Annotated in this window: 14 protein-coding genes; 2 read left to right on the forward strand and 12 right to left on the reverse strand. The window is 71.7% G+C overall.

What is annotated here, in order from left to right; translation table 11 throughout:
* Position 1 precedes the first annotated feature (1 nt).
* The 12 genes from ACVCMG_RS09730 to ACVCMG_RS09785 form a co-directional block, all read right to left on the reverse strand.
* Positions 2-397 (reverse strand): DMT family transporter, encoded by a 396-nt coding sequence (locus ACVCMG_RS09730; protein ID WP_447113988.1) that lies wholly within the window; start codon positions 395-397, stop codon positions 2-4.
* Positions 394-771 (reverse strand): hypothetical protein, encoded by a 378-nt coding sequence (locus tag ACVCMG_RS09735; protein WP_447113989.1) that lies wholly within the window; start codon positions 769-771, stop codon positions 394-396. Before ACVCMG_RS09735 ends, ACVCMG_RS09730 begins: the two co-directional genes overlap by 4 nt.
* Before the next feature lie 2 nt (positions 772-773).
* Positions 774-1,598, reverse strand: coding sequence for an alpha/beta hydrolase (locus ACVCMG_RS09740; RefSeq protein ID WP_447113990.1), 825 nt, complete (start codon positions 1,596-1,598; stop codon positions 774-776).
* 65 nt (positions 1,599-1,663) lie between these two features.
* Positions 1,664-2,608, reverse strand: coding sequence for an HlyD family secretion protein (locus ACVCMG_RS09745; protein WP_447113991.1), 945 nt, complete (start codon positions 2,606-2,608; stop codon positions 1,664-1,666).
* Positions 2,605-3,351, reverse strand: a complete 747-nt coding sequence (locus tag ACVCMG_RS09750; protein ID WP_136257705.1) for an ABC transporter ATP-binding protein — start codon at positions 3,349-3,351, stop codon at positions 2,605-2,607. Before ACVCMG_RS09750 ends, ACVCMG_RS09745 begins: the two co-directional genes overlap by 4 nt.
* Positions 3,352-3,356: 5 nt before the next feature.
* Entirely contained in the window at positions 3,357-4,487 is a 1,131-nt protein-coding gene (locus ACVCMG_RS09755) for an ABC transporter permease (RefSeq protein ID WP_136257706.1), read from the reverse strand.
* The gene (locus ACVCMG_RS09760) at positions 4,487-5,944 is read right to left on the reverse strand and encodes a TolC family protein (RefSeq protein ID WP_447113992.1); all 1,458 of its coding nucleotides are present in this window, start codon (positions 5,942-5,944) and stop codon (positions 4,487-4,489) included. The genes ACVCMG_RS09755 and ACVCMG_RS09760 overlap by 1 nt, the downstream gene beginning before the upstream one ends.
* 119 nt (positions 5,945-6,063) lie before the next feature.
* Positions 6,064-7,464 carry a sensor histidine kinase N-terminal domain-containing protein gene (locus ACVCMG_RS09765; RefSeq protein WP_447113993.1) on the reverse strand — a complete coding sequence of 467 codons (1,401 nt, stop codon included), beginning with the start codon at positions 7,462-7,464 and terminating at the stop codon, positions 6,064-6,066.
* Entirely contained in the window at positions 7,461-8,147 is a 687-nt protein-coding gene (locus ACVCMG_RS09770) for a response regulator (RefSeq protein WP_447113994.1), read from the reverse strand. The genes ACVCMG_RS09765 and ACVCMG_RS09770 overlap by 4 nt, the downstream gene beginning before the upstream one ends.
* 119 nt (positions 8,148-8,266) lie before the next feature.
* Positions 8,267-10,651: a penicillin-binding protein 1C gene (gene pbpC / locus ACVCMG_RS09775; protein ID WP_447115405.1), complete on the reverse strand. Its 2,385-nt coding sequence runs from the start codon at positions 10,649-10,651 to the stop codon at positions 8,267-8,269.
* A 147-nt stretch (positions 10,652-10,798) separates the two neighbouring features.
* Positions 10,799-15,784, reverse strand: a complete 4,986-nt coding sequence (locus ACVCMG_RS09780) for an alpha-2-macroglobulin family protein (protein WP_447113995.1) — start codon at positions 15,782-15,784, stop codon at positions 10,799-10,801.
* Positions 15,785-15,866: 82 nt separating this feature from the next.
* Complete coding sequence (locus tag ACVCMG_RS09785) at positions 15,867-16,676, reverse strand: alpha/beta hydrolase (RefSeq protein ID WP_447115406.1); 810 nt, start codon at positions 16,674-16,676, stop codon at positions 15,867-15,869.
* Between the two features lie 238 nt (positions 16,677-16,914).
* On the opposite strand from ACVCMG_RS09785, the gene ACVCMG_RS09790 reads away from it, so the two are divergent.
* Both ACVCMG_RS09790 and ACVCMG_RS09795 read left to right on the forward strand, forming a co-directional pair.
* Positions 16,915-21,240 (forward strand): DEAD/DEAH box helicase, encoded by a 4,326-nt coding sequence (locus ACVCMG_RS09790; RefSeq protein WP_447113996.1) that lies wholly within the window; start codon positions 16,915-16,917, stop codon positions 21,238-21,240.
* Positions 21,240-21,398: a hypothetical protein gene (locus ACVCMG_RS09795; RefSeq protein WP_395120912.1), complete on the forward strand. Its 159-nt coding sequence runs from the start codon at positions 21,240-21,242 to the stop codon at positions 21,396-21,398. The genes ACVCMG_RS09790 and ACVCMG_RS09795 overlap by 1 nt, the downstream gene beginning before the upstream one ends.
* Positions 21,399-21,414 lie beyond the last annotated feature (16 nt).

The following is a 21,414-nucleotide window of genomic DNA, read 5'->3' on the forward strand; positions in this document are numbered from 1 at the left end:
TTCAGATGACGGCCGCTTCCGGCGCGTGCTCGCGGCTCTCGGCCAGCCCGAGGCAGACGATGCCGGCGAGGATCGCGATCGCGCCAAGCACGCGGGCGGCGGTGAGGTGTTCGTCGAACAGCCACACCGACAGCAGCATCACCGAGACCACTTCCAGGTGCGAGGCGGCGAAGGCCGGGCCGATCGGCGCGTGTTTCAGCAGCGCCATCCAGGTGAAGAACGCACCGACGTAGCCGACCACCGCGCCGTACACCCACGGCTGGCCGAACACGCGCAGCAGCCACGCCAGGCTCGCCTCCACCGGCAGCGCCTGGGTGCCGGCATACTTGAAGCTGATCTGCGCGAGGGTGTCGAAGCCCATCAGCAGCAGGAAGCCGAACAGGTAGAAGCGCTTCATGCGCCCAGCCCCACGATCGCCACGCCCAGCGTGACCAGCGCGATGCCGGCCACGCGCAGCCGGGTGAGTTTCTCGCCGAACAGGAAGCGCCCGGCCAGCATGATCGCCACGATGTTGATCGAGCCGAGCAGCACGCCCTCGGACAGCGGGATCAGCGACAGGAAGGCGATCCACACCAGGAACTCGGCCACGTAGCTGCCGATGCCGAGCCACAGCCACGGCCGCGATGCCATGTGTTTCCAGCGCGCCAGGCCGTCGCCGGCCGTCGGGTCGCCCGCCGCCGCCTTGAACGCCAGCTGGCCGCCGGTGTCGAGCACGATGTTGAGCAGCCACAGGCTGGCGACGAGGGGGGAGATGGCGCCCGCCGTCGGCATCGTCAGGTCGCCGCGCGCGATGCGGCGATGCCGTCGAAGAACGCCGCCGAACGCTCGATCAAGGTGCGCCGCTGCTTGTCGATGGTGATCATGTGGTAGCTGTCGTCGAGCAGCAGCAGCTCGGTCGGCGCGCTGACCGCGCGCATCACCAGCTCGGCGTTCTTCGGGCTGGCGACATCGTCGTCGCTGGCGTGGGCGACCAGGCACGGCGCGGTCACCTGCGGCAGCTGGCGCCGCACGCTGGCGGCCAGGCCGTACATCTCCGCCAGCGAGTACCACGGGTTGCCGGGCAGGCCCGCGGCGGCGCTGTCGCCGCCGAGCATCGCCGCGCTGACCTGGGCGCGCAGGCGCTCGTCGCGGATGCCGTAGGGCGGCTGCTCCATGAAGCTGCGGCCGCGGCCGATGCCCAGTTTCTTCAGCAGCGGCAGCATGAACGACAGCCGCGCCAGCGGCGGAATGCTCCAGCCGTCGTAGCGGAAGGTGGCGCCGTACACGCCCACGCCGGCGACCTGCCCCGGACGATCGGCGGCCAGTTTCAACGCCAGCAGCGCGCCCATCGACAGGCCGCCGACGAACAGCTGATCGACCTTGCCGAGCAGGTCGTCGGCGGCCTGCTGCACGCTGGCGTACCAGTCGTGCCAGCCGGTGGCGAGCAGGTCGTCGGCGCTGCCGCAATGCCCGGCCAGCTGCATGCCGTGCACGGTGAAGCCGGCGCGGTTCAGGCCCTTGCCGAGCAGCTTCATTTCCATCGGCGTGCCGGTGAGGCCGTGGATCAGCAGCACGCCGCGGCGGCCACCCTCGAGGAAGAAGTCGGTTTGCTGGATCACGCGCAGGCCTGGCGGGACGGAATCGTGGCGGTTTGCCGCCAGCATGATCGCCGGGGGCGGTTTCCTCAGTCTTTCGCCGCACCGGCGGGCTTGTCGAAACGCACCACCACGCGCTGGCCGATGCGCAGCGACGACGGCTGGTCGAAGGTCAGCACGCACTCCACGGTGCGTGCGTTGGCGCGCACCTGCGGATCGTTCTCCAGCGTGGCCGGGCCGTACACCTGGCCGATGCGCAGCACGTGTGCAGCCCAGCGGTTTCCGTCGCGGTCGCTGTCGGCGCTGACCTCGGCCGGCATGCCGGGATGGACCGCGCCGACGAAGCTGTCGTTGAGCTCGGCGCGCACGATGCGCGGCTTGTCCGGCAGCAGAGTGAACAGCGCGCCGGAGCCCGGCGACACGCTCGCCCCGGGCTGCGCCGCCACGTGCACCACCTGGGCGTCGAACGGGGCGTGCAGGCTGCGCTGCTGCAACTCATAGCGGGCCTCCTGCAGCTTCTGCGTGGCCATGTCCTGCGCGGCGCGCGCGGCCAGTTGCTCGGCGTCGAGCTGGGCCGCCGCCTCGCGCGCATCGTCGGCGCTCTGGCCGTCGCCGGCGCCGGCAGCCGCGGCGGCGGCCAGGCGCTGCGCGCGCTGCCGCGCCGCCTGCTGCTTGACGCCGAGCAGCTTGAGCTGGGCCTGCGCCTGCTCCAGTTGCGCCTGTGCGGCGTCCACCGCCAGCTGCGCCGGGTGCGTATCCAGTGCGGCCAGCAACTGGCCCCGCTTCACGCGGTCGCCCTCGTGCGCCGCCACCGTGGCGAGCACGCCTTCGCGCGGCATCGACAGTTCCAGCAGGCCACCCTGGATGTCGATCCGGCCACGCGCCACCGCGGCGTAACGGGCGACCGGTGCGGCGGTGCCGACCGGTGCGTCGCCCGGCTGCGAGCAGCCGCCGAGCAGCCCGGCGACGCCCAGCGCGAGGATGCCAAACCGGAGCGCGCGGCGGTGCGGGGAATGCGGTGCGAGCGAGGTCATGGGGCGGGTTCCTGGGGATCGATGGCCGGTGCCGCGGGGCGCCGGTCGCTGAGGATGCGGCCGTCCTCCATCGCCAGCACGCGGTCGGCGTGGACGACCAGCCGCGGGTCGTGGCTGACGCACAGCACGGTGGTGCCGTGGGCGTGCGCGATGCGATGCAGGATGTCGATGATGACCTGGCCGTTGGCGGCATCCAGCGCGCTGGTCGGCTCGTCGGCGAACAGCAGCTCCGGCTGCTTGGCCAATGCGCGGGCGATCGCCACGCGCTGCTTCTCGCCGCCGGACAGTTCGGACGGACGCAGCCGCATGCGATGCGCCAGCCCGACCTCCTCCAGCGATTGCCGCGCGCGTCGGCGCGCCTCGTCGCGCGACAGGCCCATGTGGTTCAGCGGCAGCTCGACCTGCTCGAACGCATTCAACGCGGGGAACAGGTTGAAGCCCTGGAACACGAAGCCGGTGTGCTGCAGGCGGAAGCGCTCGAGTGCGCGCAGGTCGAGCTGGCCCAGCTCGCTGCCGAGCGCGCGCACGCGGCCGCCGTCCACCTTCTGCAGGCCGCTGAGCACCGCCAGCAAGGTGCTCTTGCCGCAGCCGGACGGGCCGGAGATCAACGTGAGTTCGCCGGCGTGGATGCTCAGCGACAGGCCGTCCAGCACCTGCGTGCGCTGGTTGCCGGAGACGAACGCCTTGCTGACGTTGTCGGCCTGCAGCGACGGCACGCGCGCGGTTTCGGTGGTGGCGGGCATCGCGCTCATCGCAGCAGGTTGGCCGGATCGGCGCGGCGCAGGCTGCGCATCGCGGCCAGCCCGGACACGGCGGCCAGCCCCATCACCAGCACGATGCAGCCCAGCGCCGCCGCCACGTTGAGCACCACCGGCACGTCCTGGCTGCGCGCCAGCAGCATCAACACGATGCCCAGCACGCTGGCGCCGAGCAGGCCCAGCGCGCCGACCCAGAACGCCTGCTCCAGCACCACCTTGCGCAGCGCGCCGACGCCCACGCCGAGCGCGTTGAGCGTGGCGTACTCGCGCACCGAGCCGTTGACCGCGGCGATCAGGGTCTGGCTGGTGATCACGGTGCCGACCAGGAACACGATGCCGGCCAGGAACAGCACGCCGGCGCCGGCGCCGGTGTCGAACAGCCAGTAGCGCACCGAGCGCTTGGCGAAATCGCGCGCGCTCCAGGCGGTGTACGGGCCGAACGCGGTGGCGCCGCGCAGGCGCGCGGCCACCGCCTCGGCCTGCGCCGGATCGCGCAGCTTCGCCACCAGGTAGGTCGGGCCGGTGTCGGTGGGATCGTTGTCGAGCTCGCGCGCGGTTTCCAGCGAACACAGCACGTTGACCCCGCCCAGCGCGCGCAGCCCGCTGCCGATGCCCACCACGCGCACCCGATGGCCGTTGATGGTGGCGCTCTGGCCGACGTCCACGCCGAGCTGGTCCAGCGCGGAGCGGTCGATGACGATGGCATCGGGTTCGGCCAGCCGTGCGCGCAACGCGGGCGGCAGCACCTTCGCGAACATCAGGCCGTCGGCGGCCGGGTCGATGCCGGAGACGAACACCGAGACGCCGCCGGTCTCGCGCGGCCCGCGCCAGTCGCCATCGACCCACAGGTACGGCTCGACCCGCTGCACCTGCGGGTCCATCTGCAGGTGCGAGGCCACGTCCGCGTCGATCGCGCGGCCGAGCCCGACGCTCTGCGTGCCGGGATAACCCACCCAGACCTCGGCCGCCGAACCGGTGACGTACACACTGGTGCTGCCGAAGATGCCCAGCACCAGCGCGATCTGCAGCAGTTGCAGCAGGCCGGCGAAGCCGACCGCCAGCATCGCCGGCAGGAACCGGCGCCATTCGTAGACCAGCGTCTTGCGCGCGAGAGCGACCATCAGCGCGGCGCCGCTGCACTGGCCGCGGCGGTCGGCGCCGTCGTTGCCGCCGGAGGCGGCGCGCCGCCGAGCGCCTTGAACAAGGCCACGTAGGCCAGAGCGCGGGCGGCCCGCGCGTCGTCCAGTTCCAGCGTCGCCTGGGTCGCGGCGATGCGGCCGTCGATCTGCTGCAGCGGGCTGTCCAGGTGCAGCGCGACGCGCTGGCGCAGCACCTGGTCGGCGTGTTGCAACGCCTGCCACGCGGCCTGGTCGTGGCGCTCGCGCTCGCTCTCCTGGTGCAGGCTGCCGAGCGCCGTCTCCACCTCGGCCACGCCCTGCAGCACCGCCTGCCGATAGGCCAGCACGCTGGCCTTGAGCTGGTGCGCGCTGGCGTGGTGCGCCGCCACCCGCATGCCCCAGTCGAACAGCGGGATGCTGATGATCGGGCCGAGCGAGGCGATCGCGTTGGGAGTGGTGGAGAAGCGGTGGTTGTTGTTGATGTCGGTGGCCCACACCAGCGAGCCGCCGATGCCGATGCTGGGGAACATGTCGGCGTGGGCCAGCGCCAGTTCGCCGGCGGCGCGCAGCACGTCGGCCTCGGCGCGGGCGATCTCCGGGCGCGTGCGCAGCAGGTCGGCCGGGGTGGCGCCGAGCCGCCACGCACCCAGTTCGGGTGGCGGCGCGGGCTGCAGCCAGGCCGGATCGGGTTGCTCGCGACCGAGCAGCACGGCCAGCCGCTGGGCGCTGGCGTCGATCGCCTGACGCGGCGCCGCCAGCGCGGCCTCGGCCTGCGCGCTGGCGGCCGCGGCCTGATCCACCGCGGCGGGTGCGGCCAGTTGCAGGCGCTGGCGTGCCTGCAGCAACTGCCAGGCGCGCGCGCGCTCGGCGGCCACCTGCTGCAGCCCTTGCTCCTGTCGTTGCGCGGTGCGCAGGCCGATCCATTCGCGCACCACCTCGGCGACCAGGCTGACCCGCGCCGCGCGCAGGTCGGCGACGCCGGCGTCCAGCTCGCCCTGCGCCACGCGGCGACTGCCCTCGGCGCGGCCGAACAGGCCCAGTTCCCAGCTGGCGTCGAAGCCGGCGACGAAGAACGAGGCGCTGGCGTCCGGGTCGACCGCGTCGCCGGTGCGTGCGGAAAGGCCGGGCCGGTAGCGATCGGTCGCGTGCCGGCGCAGGATGCGCACCGCGCGCAGGCGCTCGACCGCCTGCGCCACGTCGAGGTTGTCGGCCAGCGCGCGCTCGACCAGCGCATCGAGCGCCGGATCGTGGAACGCATGCCACCAGAGCGCGGGGTCGGTCGCCGCCGCCGGCGCGGAGGCGGTCGCATGCCGCCACTGGGCGGACTGCGGCGGTGCCAGCTTCGGCAGCGGTTCGGCGCAGCCGGCCAATGCGCACAGCAGCAGCGCGCACAGCAGCGGGCGGAGGCGCCTGCACGGGCCGGATGCAGCGGGGTTCAGGCGGGCGAACTCGGCGGGCATGTTCCATGGCGGCGGGCCGCGCAGGACGTGCGCGGGCGCCGGGGCAGAAGTCGGAGCCCCATTGTGGTGTGCGAATCTTTCGCCGGCCTTATCGCCCGCGGCGCCGGCCACGGCGGTGTTCATGGCGGCGCGCCCACCGCGGCGGGCGGCGGCGGAAAGTGCACGGCCACCTGCAGGCCGTGCGGCTCGATGTTGCGGAAGAGCAGCTCGGCACCATGGCGGCCGGCGATGTGCTGCACGATGGCCAGGCCCAGCCCGCTGCCGGGCTCGGCGCTGGCGCCGACGCGAAAGAAGCGTTCGCTCAGCCGCGGCAGCAGGTCCGGCGGCACGCCCGGGCCGTTGTCCTCGACCAGCAGGCTGGCGCCGCCATCGTCGCGCGCGCGCAGTCGCACGGTGATCTCGCTGCCATGGCCGGCGTAGCGCACCGCGTTGTCGATCAGGTTGTCGAGCAGATCCTGCACGCCGGCGGGTTCGCCGAGCACCCACAACGGCGCCGTGCCGCCCTCGTAGCCGAGGTCGATGCCCGCGCGGATCGCCTCGTGCACGCGCTGGGCGACCATCTCGGGCACCCGCCGGGCCAGGTCGATCAGGCGCTGCTCGCCGCCCTCCGGCGGCACCGTCTGGGCGCGGGTCAGCGCCAGCAGCTGCGAGGAGGTGCGTGCCGCCCGGCGGGTCAGGCGCTGGATGTGCGCGAGCGCGTCGGCGCGGCTCGCCGGGCTGGGGTCCGCCAGCGCGCGATCGACATGCAGGCTCAGTCCGGCCAGCGGCGTGCGCAACTGGTGCGCGGCGTCGGCGATGAAGCGGTCGTGCAGCGCCAGCATGTCGCGCAGCCGGCCGAACAAGGCGTCGATGGTGTGCGTGAGCGGCTGGATCTCCTGCGGCACGTCGGGGCCGTCGATCGGGCTCAGCTCGTTCGAGCGGGCGGCCAGCCGCGCGGTCAACGGGTCGAGCACGCGCAGGCCGCGGCGCACACCGAACCAGACCAGCGACAGCACGCAGGCGATCAGCAGGGTCTGCATCACCACCGCCAGCAGCAGGATCTCGCGCGCCTGTTCGTGGCGATCGTGCAGGGTCTCGGCCACGGTGACGGTGAGCCAGTCGGTGGAGTCGTTCAGCATGTCCACCCGCACGCTGGCCGCACGCAGCGCGTGGCCGTCCAGGCGGATGTCGTACAGCGCGGGCACGGTCGCGACCGCCAGCGCCGTCGGCGGCGTCAGCCGGTCATCGCCGGCGAGCAGGCCGTGGCCGGAACTCCGCACGCTGAAGTAGCTGCGCCCGTCCGGGTCGTACTCGAGCAGAAAGCGCGCCTGCCGCGACAGCCGGCCGTCCAGCGGGCTGTTGTGCAGCAGCTTGGCCAAGGTGCGCGCGTCGTCGACGAGGTCGCGATCGTGCACCCGGTTGGCATAGCCCAGCGCCACGCCGTAGCTCAGCAGCGCGTCGATCAGCAGCAGCGCCGCCATCGGAACCAGCAGAAACACCAGCAGCCGGCGACGCAGGCTGGGTCGCGCGGGACGCCTCATGTCGCGCCGCCGGCGTCGGCCAGCTCCTCCAGCAGATAGCCCAGGCCGCGGATGGTGCGCACGCCGGTGCCGCTGCTGTCCAGCTTGCGGCGCAGGCGATGGATGGCGATGTCCAGCCCGTTGTCGGTCAGCTCCTGGTCCCAGTCGCACAGCGCCTCGATCAGTTGCGCGCGACTGGTGACGCGATCGGCGCGCAGCGCCAGCGCTTCGAGCAGGCCGAACTCGCGCGCGGTCAACTCCAGCGGCCGGCGATCGACCCAGGCGCGGTGGCCGGGCAGGTCCAGCCGCAGCCGGCCCAGTTGCAGTTCCGGCTTGCCCTGGCTGCTGGCTCGGCGCAGCAAGGCGCGCACGCGCGCCTCGAACTCGCTCAGCGCGAACGGCTTGACCAGATAGTCGTCGGCGCCGAGGTCGAGCACGCGGATGCGTTCGGCCAGGCCGTCGCGCGCGGTCACCACCAGCACCGGCAGGCCCTTGCCGCGGCGGCGCAGGCGCTGCAGCACCTCGCTGCCATCCAGCCCCGGCAGGCCCAGGTCCAGCACCAGCAGGTCGTAGCCGTGATCGCGCAGCGCGGCGTCGGCCTGGCTGCCGTCCGCCACGTGGTCGACGGCGTGGCCGCCCTGGCGCAGCGAGGCGCGGATGCCCTCGGCAATGGAGGGATCGTCTTCCACCAGCAGGATGCGCATGGAGACTCCGGTACGGGGAAAAAGCGGCCACACGATGCCCGGCCATTCTGGCGCGCAATTCGCCCGGTCGTGCGGCTCGTTGACCACGCCGGCGGCGCGAGGTTCACGCGGGCGCGATTTCAGTCCGCCACGTGGAAGCGCACGGCGCTGAAGGCGCCATCGCGGGTCAGGGCGGTGACGGTGTGCGGGCCGGGCCGGTGCAGCGCGATGGTTTGTGCGGCGGCGCCCACGCTGCTGCCTTGCAGGCGGCCGTCGAGCAGCCATTGCACTTCGCCGTCGGCGCCGAGCGCGCGCAGGGTCACGCGCAGCGGCTGATCGCTGTTCGGCGCGCGGCGCAGGGTGACGCCGCCGGCGAGGCCGGCGATGCGGATCGGCGTGGCGCGGTCCAGCGAATCGGGGGCGCAGCCGGGCGCGAGCGGCGGCAGCGCGGCGGCAGCGCGGTCGTCGACGCCGAGCCACGGCGTGGCCAGCGCGGGCCAGCGCGCGAGCTGGATCGTGCGCTCGTGCGCGGCGTGGCAGGCGCCACTGAGGCGCTGGCCTTTCGCGTTGACGCGCAAGCGGAGCAGGCCGGCTGACCACGCGCCGAGATCGCGTTCGGCGAAGGTAGGCGGCAAGGCGTCATCGAGCACCCAGGCGCTGCGGCGCTGGCGGCACAGGTGGGGCGGGGTATTCTCCGCCGCGCCGCCCAGCGGCCAGCAGATGTCGTGCCGGCTGACGCTGGCCGGTTGCGCGCGGGCGTGGCCGCCGCGCGAAGGCAGCATGTCGACGATCTGGAACAGCAGCGGCAGCGCGGTCACCGCGCCGTACTGGCCGGGCGAGGGCGTGCCGTCCGGACGACCGATCCACACGCCGACGGTCCAGCGGTCGGTGACGCCGATCGACCAGGCGTCGCGGTAGCCGTAGCTGGTGCCGGTCTTCCACGCCACCGTGGCGTGCCGGTTGATCGCGCCGGCGAGCGGGCCGCCTTCGACGTCGGCCGGGTTGCTGGCGAGGATGTCGCGGATGATCCACGCCGCGCCGGGCGACAGCAGCCGGCGTGGCTGCGCGGGTTGTTCCAGCGTGTAGCGCGGGGTACCGGCGAGGCCGCCGTTGGCGAACGCGGTGTACGCGCCGACCAGGTTCTCCAACCGGGTGGACGCGCCGCCGAGGATGATCGACAGGTTCGGTTGCGCCCCCGCGGGCAGGCCGAGGTCGACCCCGCCGTTGGCCAGCCGCGCGACGAAGCGGTTCGGCCCGACCCGGTCCAGCACGTCCACCGCCGGCACGTTGAGCGAGCGCTGCAGCGCCTCGGCGGCGCTGACCGGGCCGCTGAACGCTTCATCGAAATTGCCCGGCTTGTAGCCGCCGAAATCCTGCGGCGCATCGACCAGCAGGCTCTGCGAGTGGATCAGGCCGTCGTCCAGCGCCAGGCCGTACAGGAACGGCTTCAGCGTCGAGCCGGGCGAGCGCGGCGCGTTCACCATGTCGATGTAGCCATGCCGCTGCGGATCGGCGAAGTCGCTGGTGCCGACGTAGATGCGCGCCTCCAGCGTCGCGTTGTCGACCACCAGCAGCGCCGCCGACGTGTGTGCCGGCAGGCGTGCGAGATACGCACTGACCCGGTCCTCGGCCGCGCGCTGCAGGTTCGCGTCGATGGTGCTGGCGATGCGTCGCGCCTGCGGTTGCTGCCGGTGCAGGCGTTCGGCCAGCAAGGCCGCGGACAACGGCGCGCGCAGCGAACGCGCCACCACCGGTTCGACCGCCGCGTCGCGCACTTCATCCGCGCTCCACACGCCGAGGTCGCGCATGCGGCGCAGCACCTTGTCGCGCGCGGCGCGCGCCGCCTCGGGATGGCGATCCGGCCGCAGCCGGCTCGGCGATTGCGGCAGCACCGCGAGCAGCGCCGCCTCGGCGTGCGACAGCCGCGTCGCCGGCTTGCCCAGGTACGCCCACGACGCCGCCTCGACGCCCTCGATCGGGCCACCGAACGGCGCGTGGTTGAGGTACAGGTCGAGGATCTGCGCCTTTGACAGATGCGCCTCCAGCTGCAGCGCGCGGAAGATCTGCACCAGCTTGCCGCGGAAGGTATGCGGGATCGGTTCGATGATGCGCGCCACCTGCATGGTCAGCGTGGAACCGCCGGAGACGATGTGCCCGTGCGCGATGCCGCCGGCGAGGCCGCGCAGCAGCGCGTACGGATTGACGCCGGGGTGGCGGTAGAACCAGCGGTCCTCGTAGGTGAGCAGCGCCTTCAGGTACAGCGGCGAGACCTGCTTCGCCGTGGTCGGGTAGCGCCACACGCCGTCGCTGTCGGCGAACGCACGCAGCGGCGTGCCGTCGCGCGCGAGCACTACCGTGCTGCCGGTGTCGGGCGCGGGCAGGTGGAGCGGGAACAGGCGATCGAGGACGACCGCGACAAGCAGCAGAATGAAGGGAACCAGCGCGATGCATAGCCAGCGACGACGGCGAGACCTGGCCGGAGTCAGGCTGTCGGTAGCCGGAATGGTGTTGCCTTCAGCGAGCATGGACAACGGCCATACACCCTCACGCCGTCATTCCCGCGAAAGCGGGAATCCAGCGCCTGCGTCCTTGCCCCACGACACCGAAGGCACTGGATCCCCGCTTGCGCGGGGATGACGAGCTGGCGGACCGCTTGCCACACGCACCGACCGTCACGGCTCCACCACGCTGATCTTCACCGGCTCGGCCTTGCCGATGCCGCGCACGGCGGGGCGATACATGTCCTCCACCAGCGACGGCGGCACGGTGTAGCTGCCGGGCGTCACCGCGCGCACCAGGTAGAACACGCGGGACTTGTCGCCGCGGCGCAGATTCAGCGCAGCGGCGTAGCGGTCGTCGCGATATTCCTCGTGCACGGTTTCCGCCGCCGCCGCGTGCTGGTCCAGGTCGATGCCGTCGATCACCACGCCGGACCATTGCTGCGCACCGCCGAGGTTGAGGTTCTCCACTTCCAGCCCGCCGGGCAGCAGGTCGGTGACCAGCGCGTCGGGCACGTCCATGCGTGCCTCGATGGTCAGCTCGACGATCAGCGTGTCGCCTTCCTTCAATTGATTGCCCATCCACGGCTTGCCGTCGGTGGTGAACCAGCTGCGGCGCACGTCGATCTGGCTGTCGTCGGCGGCGGGCGCCTTTTGCGGAATGCCGGCGACGTCGAGCGTGGCGAAGATCGCCGCGTTGCTGGTCGGCTGCACGCTGACGCCGGCCGAGAGGTCGGCGGCGGTGAGTTCGCGGCTCCACACGCGGCTGTCCGGCGCAGTCTCGAGCTTGCCGGCCACGCTCATGGTGGCGGCCAGCGGCGCGTTGCTCTTCGCGTCGAACGCCGCCGCCACGCGGGCGATCGCCGCCTGCTCCTGCGTGCTCAGGTACGACCACGACCAGCGGTAGTTCCTGTCCTGCTGCTGGCGCACGCGCACGTTGGCGGTGGCGTTGCGTGCCCAGTCGACCAGCTTGGCGTCGTAGGCCGGCTTGCTCATGCCGTAGGTATGCGTGAGCGCGACCATCAGGGCCAGGTCGCGCAGCTCCGAGCCGTAGTCGCCGACATACCACGGGCGCTCCTTGCTCCACGCAAACGCCTCGTCGATCGCCTTCTGCGCGCGCTCGTTGTCGCCCATCAGCTTGAACGCGATGCCGAAGTGCACCAGCGGCAGCGGCGCGACCAGCTTCTGCCGTTCGTTGTCGAAGATCGCGCGCAGCGTGCCCAGCGGCGCGCGGTTGACGCGGGCCAGCACGAAGCCGGAGTACGCCTCGTCGGCGATGCGCAGGTGGTCGTGCTGTTCGTACTCGTAGTACGGATGGCCGCCGGCGAGCAGGTCGTCGTTGAGCCGCTGCAGCGATTTCTGCAGCACCTCCTGCGGCACCGCAAAGCCGGCGTCGCGCGCGTCCAGCATGAAGTCGACCACGTACGGCGTGGTGAAGGTGACGATCGGACTGCTGCCGCCCCAGAAGCTGAAGTGGCCGTTGCTGGCCTGGAACGAGGCGATCCGCGACAGTGCGCCGTCCACCGCGGCCTTGCGCACGTCGTCGCTCATCACTTGCGCACCCAGCGCCTTGGCCGTGGGGCCGTCCAGGATCAGCGCGGCGTAGCCCTTGCTGGTGGTCTGCTCGATGCAGCCGTACGGGTAGCGCAGCATGTCGCGCAGCGCAGCCGCGTACGGCAGCGGCGGCAAGGTGCTCAGGGTGATCCGCGCGTTCACCGTGGCCGGCAGCAGGCCGGCGATCGCGGCGGCGCCGAGGTGCTCGGGCTTGCCCGCCTCCAGCGCCATGGGCGTGGTGCTCACCGTTTCCGGCCAGGCCGGGCGCACCGCGAATTCGAAGTGGCGGTCCACGCTGTAATCGTTGAGCTCGGCGTGGATGTCCACCGTCGCCACCGCGGCGCCCGCGCCGGCGGTGACCGGCATGTGCAGGGTGGTGCCGGCGCCATCCTTCAACGCCGCGCTCTGGGTGGCCTTGTCCACCGTGATCGGGCCGCCGCCCTTGACGCTCACTTTCGCGGTGCCGTCCTTGCCGGACAGGTTCTTCAGATCGAGGCTGATCATCGCCTGGTCGCCGGCCGCCATCACCCGCGGCGTGCTCGGTTCGACCACCAGCGGCGCGCGCACGGTGACCGCGCCGTCGGCGTTGCCGTAGCGGCTGTCGGTGTACGCCAGCGCGGCCAGGCGCAGGCTGCCGTTGAAGTCGGGTACGTCGACGTGCAGCGTGGCCCTGCCCTGCGCGTCGAACGCCACCGGGCCGGTGAACAGGTCGACGATCTGCACCTTCGGGTTGAGCCGGGTGGCCTTGGGCAGCGCCGCACCGCTCATGTCGCCGCCGTAGCGCAACTTCGCCTCGGCGCCGTCCATCGCCTCGATGATGCGGCTGTACAGGTCGTACGCATCCACGCCCAAGGCACGCTTGGCGAACAGCCACGCCCACGCGTCGGGCACCGGGTAGTCGGTGATGTTGAGCACGCCCTGGTCGACCGCCGACAGCGTGACGAAAGCCTTCTGCCCGGCCAGGCCGGTAGCCTGCACGCCGACCTCGAGCGGGTTGCCCGGGCGCATCAGCGCGGGCGCATCCAGCTTCAGCGGGATGCGCCGGTCGTTGCGGTCCATCGCCACGTATTCCACGCCCATCGCGCGCGCCGGCGTGGTGTGCTCGGCGGCCTCGCCGCCGCGGAACACCAGCGCCGTCACGTAGACGTCGTGGCGCTCCCACTCCTTCGTCACCGGGATCTCGAAGGTGGCACCGGCTTTCGCGTCGATGTTCCTGGTGTAGAGCAGGTGGTCCGATTCCACCAGCAGCACGCCGGGGCCGGGCTGCGGCGGCGTCACGCTGACCTTCATGGTGTCGCCGGCGCGGTAGCGCGCCTTGTCCAGCTGCAGCTTGACCTTGTCCGGGCGTGCTTCCTTGCCGAGGTTCTCGTCGTCCCAGCTGTAGCCGGCGAAGAACGGGAACACCGTGGTGAGTTTCGTGGCCGGGTCGTACACCTCGACGCGGTAGCTGCCCCACTGCACCGGGAATTCCACCTGGGCCGACTTGCCGGCGGCCACGTCGACGTCCTTTTCCTCGATCAGCTGCAGGCGCTGGTTCGCATTCGACTGCCAGCCGCCGTCGCGCTCGTACAGCCAGTAGAAATCGCGCAGTTCACGCTGCAGGCGCACTTTCAGGTGGCTGCCTGCGACCAACTCGCCGTCCGCGTTCGCGCGCACGATCTCGAAACCGACCGGGCTTTCGCTCTCCGCGCCCTGCTTCGGATCGAACAGCGGGCGCACGCCGACCAGCGCGTCGGCCGGCCAGTAGGTGCGCTTGAGCAGCCGCGTCACCGCGCGGCCGCCGCTCTCGTACACGCTGCCGGACAGGGTCACCGCCAGCGGCGCGACCGGTTTCACGTCATCGGGCAGCGCCACGTCCTGCTCCAGCACGCCTTGCGCGTCGAGCTTCGCATCGACCACGTCGTCGGCGCTCTTCGGCAGCTCGACCAGCGGGTTGCCGAAGAAGGTGTCCTTCATCTTCTCCAGCGGATGCACGTCCGGCGCCACCAGCAGTTTCGCGGTGAAGCGGTTGCCGTCGGCCGGCGCGCCGTACAGGTAGCTGGAGGCGACCTTCAGCTTCAGCGGCTCGCCCGGCGCCAGTCGCGCCTGCGGGCTGGACAGATCCACCTTGAGCCGCTCGGGCAGGAACTCCTCGACGTGGAACGGGAACGCCTGCACGGTCTCCTTGGCCGAAGGATCGAGGCGGAACTCCAGTTGCCACAAACCGGTCGGCGCGTCGGCGGGGATCGCCTGGCTCAGCTCGAAGTAGTTCAGTTGCCTCGGCTCCAGCCGCTTTTCCACCAGGGTGCGGCCGTCCGGCTGCTTCACCCGCACGAACAGCGACTGCGCCTTCATCGGCTTGCCGTCGTCGTCGCGCAGCAGCGCCGAGGCGCGCAGCGTCTCGCCGGGACGGTACAGGTCGCGGCCGGACCAGGCGTAGACCTCGAACGGTGCCTGTTTGCGCCCGCTGATGTCGAAGTTGGACACGTCCAATGCCGGCCGGTTGAACGGCAGCACCGAGACGTCCTTGCCGTGGCGCGCGACCAGCACGTCGGAAGCCCTGACCTTGTACGCGAGCAGCGCGTTGCCGTCGGCGCCGGTGGTGGCCTTGAGCTTGCTGCGCCCGGCCGCGTCGCGGATCTCGATGTCCACCGCATTCACCGGCGTGCCGTCGCGCAGCGAGGCCACGTGCAGCAGCACGTTGTCGCGGTACACGCGCAGGTGCAGGCCGAGGTCGCTGACGAAGAAGGTGGCGGTGTCGTAGCCGTCCTTGAACGTGCCGCCGGCCTTGACCACCGCCATGTACACGCCCGGCTGGGCCAGCTCCCTGATGTTCTGCACCGGCAGGTAGGTGACGGTGCGCTCGTTCGGCTCGCCGCCCAGCGTGTAGTGGTTGGCGTAGACCGAATCGGCGATCTCGGTGATCGGCATGCGGCTGCGCCGCTCGTCGCCTTCGCCGCAGCTGTTGTAGTAGGCGACGTCGTGGTCGAGTTCGTAGCTGTCGCGATGGCCGTTGCGCGGGTACGCGCAGAACAGGTCGGACAGCGCGTCGTCGCGCACGCGGAAGAACTCCACGTCGGCGTCGTGCACGTTCATCGACACCAGCGGCAGGCCGCGGGTGCCGCGCGCCGGCAGCACGCTGCCGTGCGAGGCGAAGCCGACCGCCGCCGGCAGGTTGCCGGAGTACACGTCGTGCTTCACCTCGTGGCCGAGGGTGCGGCCGTCGGCGGCGAGCAGGCCGGCCTTCAGCTGCACCGCATAGCGCGTGTTCGCCTGCACGAACGGGAAGTTCAGCGTCTTGCCGTCGTTGTCGAGGCTCCAGCTGCCGCTGACCACTTCGCCGTTCGGGCCGGTCACCGCGATCAGCGTGTCGAACGCCTGCGCCGAGGCCAGCGTGGCGTTGAAGCGCAGGGTCAGCGCGGTGCGCGAGTCGCTGCTGCGGGAGCTGGCCGAAAGCAGGGCGAAGCTGGTTGCGGCCGGCGCCGGCGCCGCCGAGGCGGCCGTGCCCGGCGCACCCTGCAGCGTCGGCGGATGGCCGTCATGGCCGCGCCCGCAGGCGACCAGCAACAGGCCCGACAACAGGACTGGCCATACCCGCGCAAAGCGCGCAAACGATCGTGCGTACATGGTGGTCTCTCCCTGAGATTGGATCGAAGTATCGCCGCCATTCATGGCGGGCCGATGGCACGGATCGGGCACGCGGGTTCTCTCAACGAGGCAACTGCCGACCCAGCCAGTCGCCCAGTTGCATCAGCACCTGGCCGCGGCCCGGTTCGGTTTCGTTGAACAGCTCGTGGTACAGCGAGGCGAAGAAGCGCGTGGTCAGTTGGCCGCTCGATGCCGCCGCCCTGGCGAAGGCACGGCTGCCGGCGGGGTCGACCAGTGCGTCGCTCTCGGCCACCAGCAGCAGGGTGGGCACGGCCAGCTCGGCGGCATCGGCGATGCAGGCGGCGCCTTCGCGGAAGATGAAATCGGCCAGTCGCGGGGTGATCCAGCCGTGGCGCAGCGGATCGGCGCGGTAGTCGGCGGCTACCTGCGGATCGTGCGACAGCTTGCCGGCATCCAGCCCGTTGCGCAGCGGCAGGTTCGGCAGCCAGCGGCCGAGTATCGCGGCCAGCCGGATCATCTGCGGCGATTCGTGAGTGCGCAGGGCCGGCGAGGACAGCACCAGCGCCGGCGGCGCCAGCGCGCCGTCGAGCACGGCGCGCGCGGCCACCAGACCGCCCATGCTGTGGCCGAGCAGCAGCGGCTGGTGCGGCGTGGCGCGCGCGTACTCCTGATAGACCGCCGCCAGGTCTGCCAGCAGGTCGTCGCGATGGCGCAGCGCGCCGCGCCGCCCGGGCGACTGCCCGTGGCCACGCTGGTCGTAGCCGCGCACGGCATAGCCGCGCTGGTTGAACCACGCGGCGACGCGATCGTAACGGCCGCTGTGTTCGCCCAGGCCATGCACGAACAGCGCGGCCCCGCGCGCCCCCTGTCGCGGCCAGTCGCGCAACAGCAGGCGCTGGCCATCGGCCATGGTCTGCCAACTGGTGACTCCGGTTTCCTCGCTCCGCGAATCCGATGGCGCCTGCACCGCTTCCTCCCGTTCGATCACCGTCCTGCAGCGCCTCCACGCGATGCGCCGATGGAGCGCGAATACTGACATGCCGGCGCCGACCGCGCACCGCTGCGCGCCGGTTGCGACGGCAGCCGCGGCCCCCATATATGATCGGGTGTCCCACTCCCCGCCACCGCCCCGACCGGTGCCGCCGCGCATGGACTCCCGAATCCTCGAAGCCTTCCACCCGGCGGTCGCCGCCTGGTTCCGCCGCAGCTTCGCCGCACCCACCGCGGCGCAGGCGGCGGCGTGGCCGTCGATCCGCGCCGGCCAGCACACCCTGGTCGCCGCGCCGACCGGCTCCGGCAAGACGCTCACCGCCTTCCTCGCCGCCATCGACGAACTGGTGCGCGAGGGCGTGGCGCACGGCGGCACACTGGCCGACGCCACCACGGTGCTCTACGTGTCGCCGCTGAAAGCATTGTCGAACGACATCCATGTCAATCTGGAAGCGCCGCTGGAAGGCATCCGCGCCGAGCTGGAAAAGCTCGGCCTGCCCGACGTGGCGATCCGCACCGCGGTACGCACCGGCGACACCCCGCAGGTCGAACGCAACCTGCTGCGCAAGCAGCCGCCGCACATCCTGGTGACCACGCCGGAGTCGCTGTACGTGCTGCTCGGCTCGGCCTCGGGCCGTTCCATGCTGGCGGGCGTGCGCACGGTGATCGTCGACGAGATCCACGCCATCGCCGGCAGCAAGCGCGGTTCGCATCTGGCCTTGTCGCTGGAGCGGCTGGAGTCGCTGTGCCAGCGGCGCCTGCTGCGGATCGGCTTGTCGGCGACGCAGAAGCCCATAGAAAAAGTCGCCGACTTTCTGGTCGGCGCTCAACACTCCCTTCTCCCCGAGGGGGAGAAGGAAGATCCGTGCACCATCATCAACACGGGCCACACCCGCCCGCGCGACCTCGCCATCGAAGTCCCGCCGGTGCCGCTGGAAGCGGTGATGTCGAACGACAGCTGGGAGCTGGTCTACGACCGCCTCGCCCAGCTGGTGCAGGCGCACCGCACCACCCTGGTCTTCGTCAACACGCGGCGCATGGCCGAGCGCGCCGCGCGGCACCTGTCCGAACGGCTCGGCAAGGAGCACGTCGCCGCGCATCACGGCAGCCTGGCCAAGGAGCTGCGGCTGGATGCGGAGCAGCGGCTCAAGCGCGGCGAGCTGAAGGTGCTGGTGGCCACCGCGTCGCTGGAGCTGGGCATCGACATCGGCGAAGTCGACCTGGTCTGCCAGCTCGGCTCGCCGCGCTCGATCGCCGCGTTCCTGCAGCGCGCCGGCCGTTCCGGCCACAGCATCGACGGCACGCCGAAGGCGCGGCTGTTCCCGGCGACCCGCGACGACCTGATCGAATGCACCGCCCTGCTCGACTGCGTGCGCCGCGGCGAACTCGACGCGCTGGTGATGCCGCCGCAGCCGCTGGACGTGCTGGCCCAGCAGATCGTCGCCGAGGTCGCCTGCGCCGAGTGGGACGAGGACGCGCTGTACGCACTGGTGCGTCGCGCGTACCCGTACCGCGATCTCGCCCGCGCCGATTTCGACGCGGTGGTGCGCATGCTGGCCGAAGGCTTCACCACCCGCCAGGGCCCGCGCGCGGCGTACATCCATCGCGACGCGGTGAACCGCCAGTTGCGGCCGCGGCGCAGCGCGCGGCTGACCGCGCTGACCTCCGGCGGCACCATTCCCGACACCGCCGACTACAAGGTGGTGCTGGAACCGCAGGCGATCATCGTCGGCACGGTGAACGAGGATTTCGCGGTCGAGAGCATGGCCGGCGACATCTTCCAGCTCGGCAACGCCAGCTACCGCATCCAGCGCGTCGAGCGCGACCGGCTGCGCGTGGAGGACGCGCACGGCGCGCCGCCGAGCATTCCGTTCTGGCTGGGCGAGGCACCGGGGCGCAGCGACGAACTGTCGTTCGGCGTGTCGCGGCTGCGCGAGGAGATATCCACACAGCTCGATGCCGGCGGCGTGCCGGCCGCCGTGGCGTGGCTGCACGACGAGCTGGGTCTGGGCGACGCTGCCGCGCAGCAGCTGGCCGACTACCTGGCCCGCGCGAAGGCCGCGCTGGGCGTGCTGCCGAGCCAGCACACGCTGGTGCTGGAGCGCTTCTTCGACGAATCCGGCGGCACCCAGTTGGTGATCCACACGCCGTGGGGCAGCCGCATCAACCGCGCGTGGGGGCTGGCGCTGCGCAAGCGCTTCTGCCGCCAGTTCAACTTCGAGCTGCAGGCGGCGGCGACCGAGGACGCGATCGTGCTGTCGCTGTCGACCAGCCACAGCTTTCCGCTGGAGGAAGTGGCGCACTATCTGCACTCGGCTACCGCCGAGCACGTGCTGGTGCAGGCCCTGCTCGACGCGCCGCTGTTCCCCGCGCGCTGGCGCTGGAATGCGGTGACCGCACTGGCGCTGCCGCGCTTCACCGGTGGCAGGAAGACGCCGCCGCCGCTGCAGCGGATGAAGAGCGAGGACCTGCTCGCCGCGGTCTTCCCCGATCAGGTCGCCTGCCTGGAAAACATCGTGGGCGAGCGCGAGGTGCCGGATCACCCGCTGGTCAACCAGACTATGCACGACTGCCTGCGCGAGGCGATGGACGTGGACGGGCTGCTGGCGATCCTGCGCCAGCTCGAAGCCGGCGAGATCGCCATCGTGGCGCGCGATCTCACCGCACCGAGCCCGCTTGCCGCCGAAGTATTGAACGCCGCGCCGTATGCGTTCCTCGACGACGCGCCGCTGGAGGAGCGCCGCACCCAGGCCGTGCAGAACCGTCGCTGGAACGCCGACAGCGCCGACGATCTGGGCCGGCTCGATTCCGACGCGATCGCCGCCGTACGCGAGGAAGCCTGGCCGCAGGTGCGCGACGCCGACGAGATGCACGAGGCGCTGACTTTGCTGGGTTTCGTCACCGCCGATGAAGTCGCCGCCAACCCCGGCTGGAACGAGCGACTGCAGGCGCTGGCGAAGGCGAAGCGCGCCACCCGGCTCGGCGACGCATGGACGTCTGCCGAGCAGCTGCCGCTGTGGCAGGTACTGCATCCGGCCGCCCCGATGCAGCCGCCGATCGCCGCACCCGCCGAATACGCCGCGCAGCCCTGGACGCGCGAGGACGCGCTGCTGGAACTCGTGCGCCACCGCCTCGGCGGACTCGGCCCGGTCACCGTGCGTGGGCTGGCGCAGTCGATCACCGTCGACGCGGGCGAGGTCGAGCAGGCGCTGCTGCGACTGCAGTCCGAAGGCTACGTGATGCAGGGCCGCTTCACCGCCGATGCGAGCGACACCGAATGGTGCGAGCGGCATCTGCTGGCGCGCATCCACCGCTACACCATCGGCCGGCTGCGCCGCGAGATCGAGCCGGTCAGCCGGCGCGCGCTGATGCGCTTCCTGTTCGACTGGCAGCACGTGTCGGCGGCCACGCGCCTGAACGGGCCGGATGCGCTGGTGGCCACGCTGGCACAGCTGGAAGGTTACGAGGCCGCGGCCGGCGCGTGGGAAGCGGAGATCCTGCCAGCGCGCGTGGGCGACTATTCGATCAGCTGGCTGGACGAGCTGTGCCGCGCCGGCCGCATCGCCTGGAGCCGCCTGCGCACCGGCAGCGGCGGTGGCGGCGGGCCGCTGCGCAGTACGCCGATCGTGCTGCTGCCCCGCCGGGAGATGGCCGTCTGGACGGCCGTCGCCGCGGGCGAGCCGCAGGACATCCTGCTGTCGTCGCGCGCCCAGGCCGTGGCCGAGGCGTTGCGCGAGCATGGTGCGCTGTTCTTCGACGAGTTGCTGGTGGACACCCGCCTGTTGCGGCCGGAGCTGGAAGACGCGCTGGGCGAGCTGGTGGCCGCCGGCCGGATCAGCGCGGACAGCTTCGCCGGTCTGCGCGCCCTGCTGCTGCCGGCGGCGAAACGCGACGGCACACGGCACCGGCGCATGCGCCGGCACGCATTTGGCGGGATCGAGGATGCGGGGCGCTGGGCACTGGCGCGCGGCCCGGCCACGGACGCCAAGGCCGGGCCCGAGGCGATTGAACATATTGCGCGTACCCTGCTGCGCCGCTACGGCGTGGTGTTCTGGAAGCTGCTGGAGCGCGAGGCGCCGTGGCTGCCGTCGTGGCGCGAGCTGCTGCGCGTGTACCACCGGCTTGAAGCTCGCGGCGAAATCCGCGGCGGCCGTTTCGTCGAGGGCCTGGTGGGCGAGCAGTTCGCCCTGCCCGAGGCGATCGCGCCGTTGCGCGCGGTGCGCTCACGCGCGGACGACGGCGAGCTGGTCTGCGTCAGCGGCAGCGATCCGCTGAACCTGGTCGGCACCGTGCTGGTCGGCGACAAGGTGCCGGCACTGGCCGGCTCGCGCGTGCTGTACCGCGACGGCATGCCGATCGCCGCGCTGGTCGGCGGCAAGCCGGTGGCGCTGATCGAGCTGTCCACCGCCGAATGGCAACGCGCGCGTGCGGTATTGCTGCGCCACCCGTCGGCACCGGATGCCACGGTACGGCAGGCATCCTGATGGGCTGCCTGCCGGTGCTGCTGCTGTTTCCGCTGGGCGCGGGCGTGGGCTACCTGGTCGGTGGCGACGTCGGTGCGTTGTGGGGCGCCGCCCTCGGCGTGGTGCTGGGCCTGCTGTTGATGGGTCTGCTGATCCGGGCCATGCACCAACGCCGGTAGACACGACACCGCCCGT

It is taken from the genome of Rhodanobacter sp. UC4451_H18, assembly GCF_052978225.1.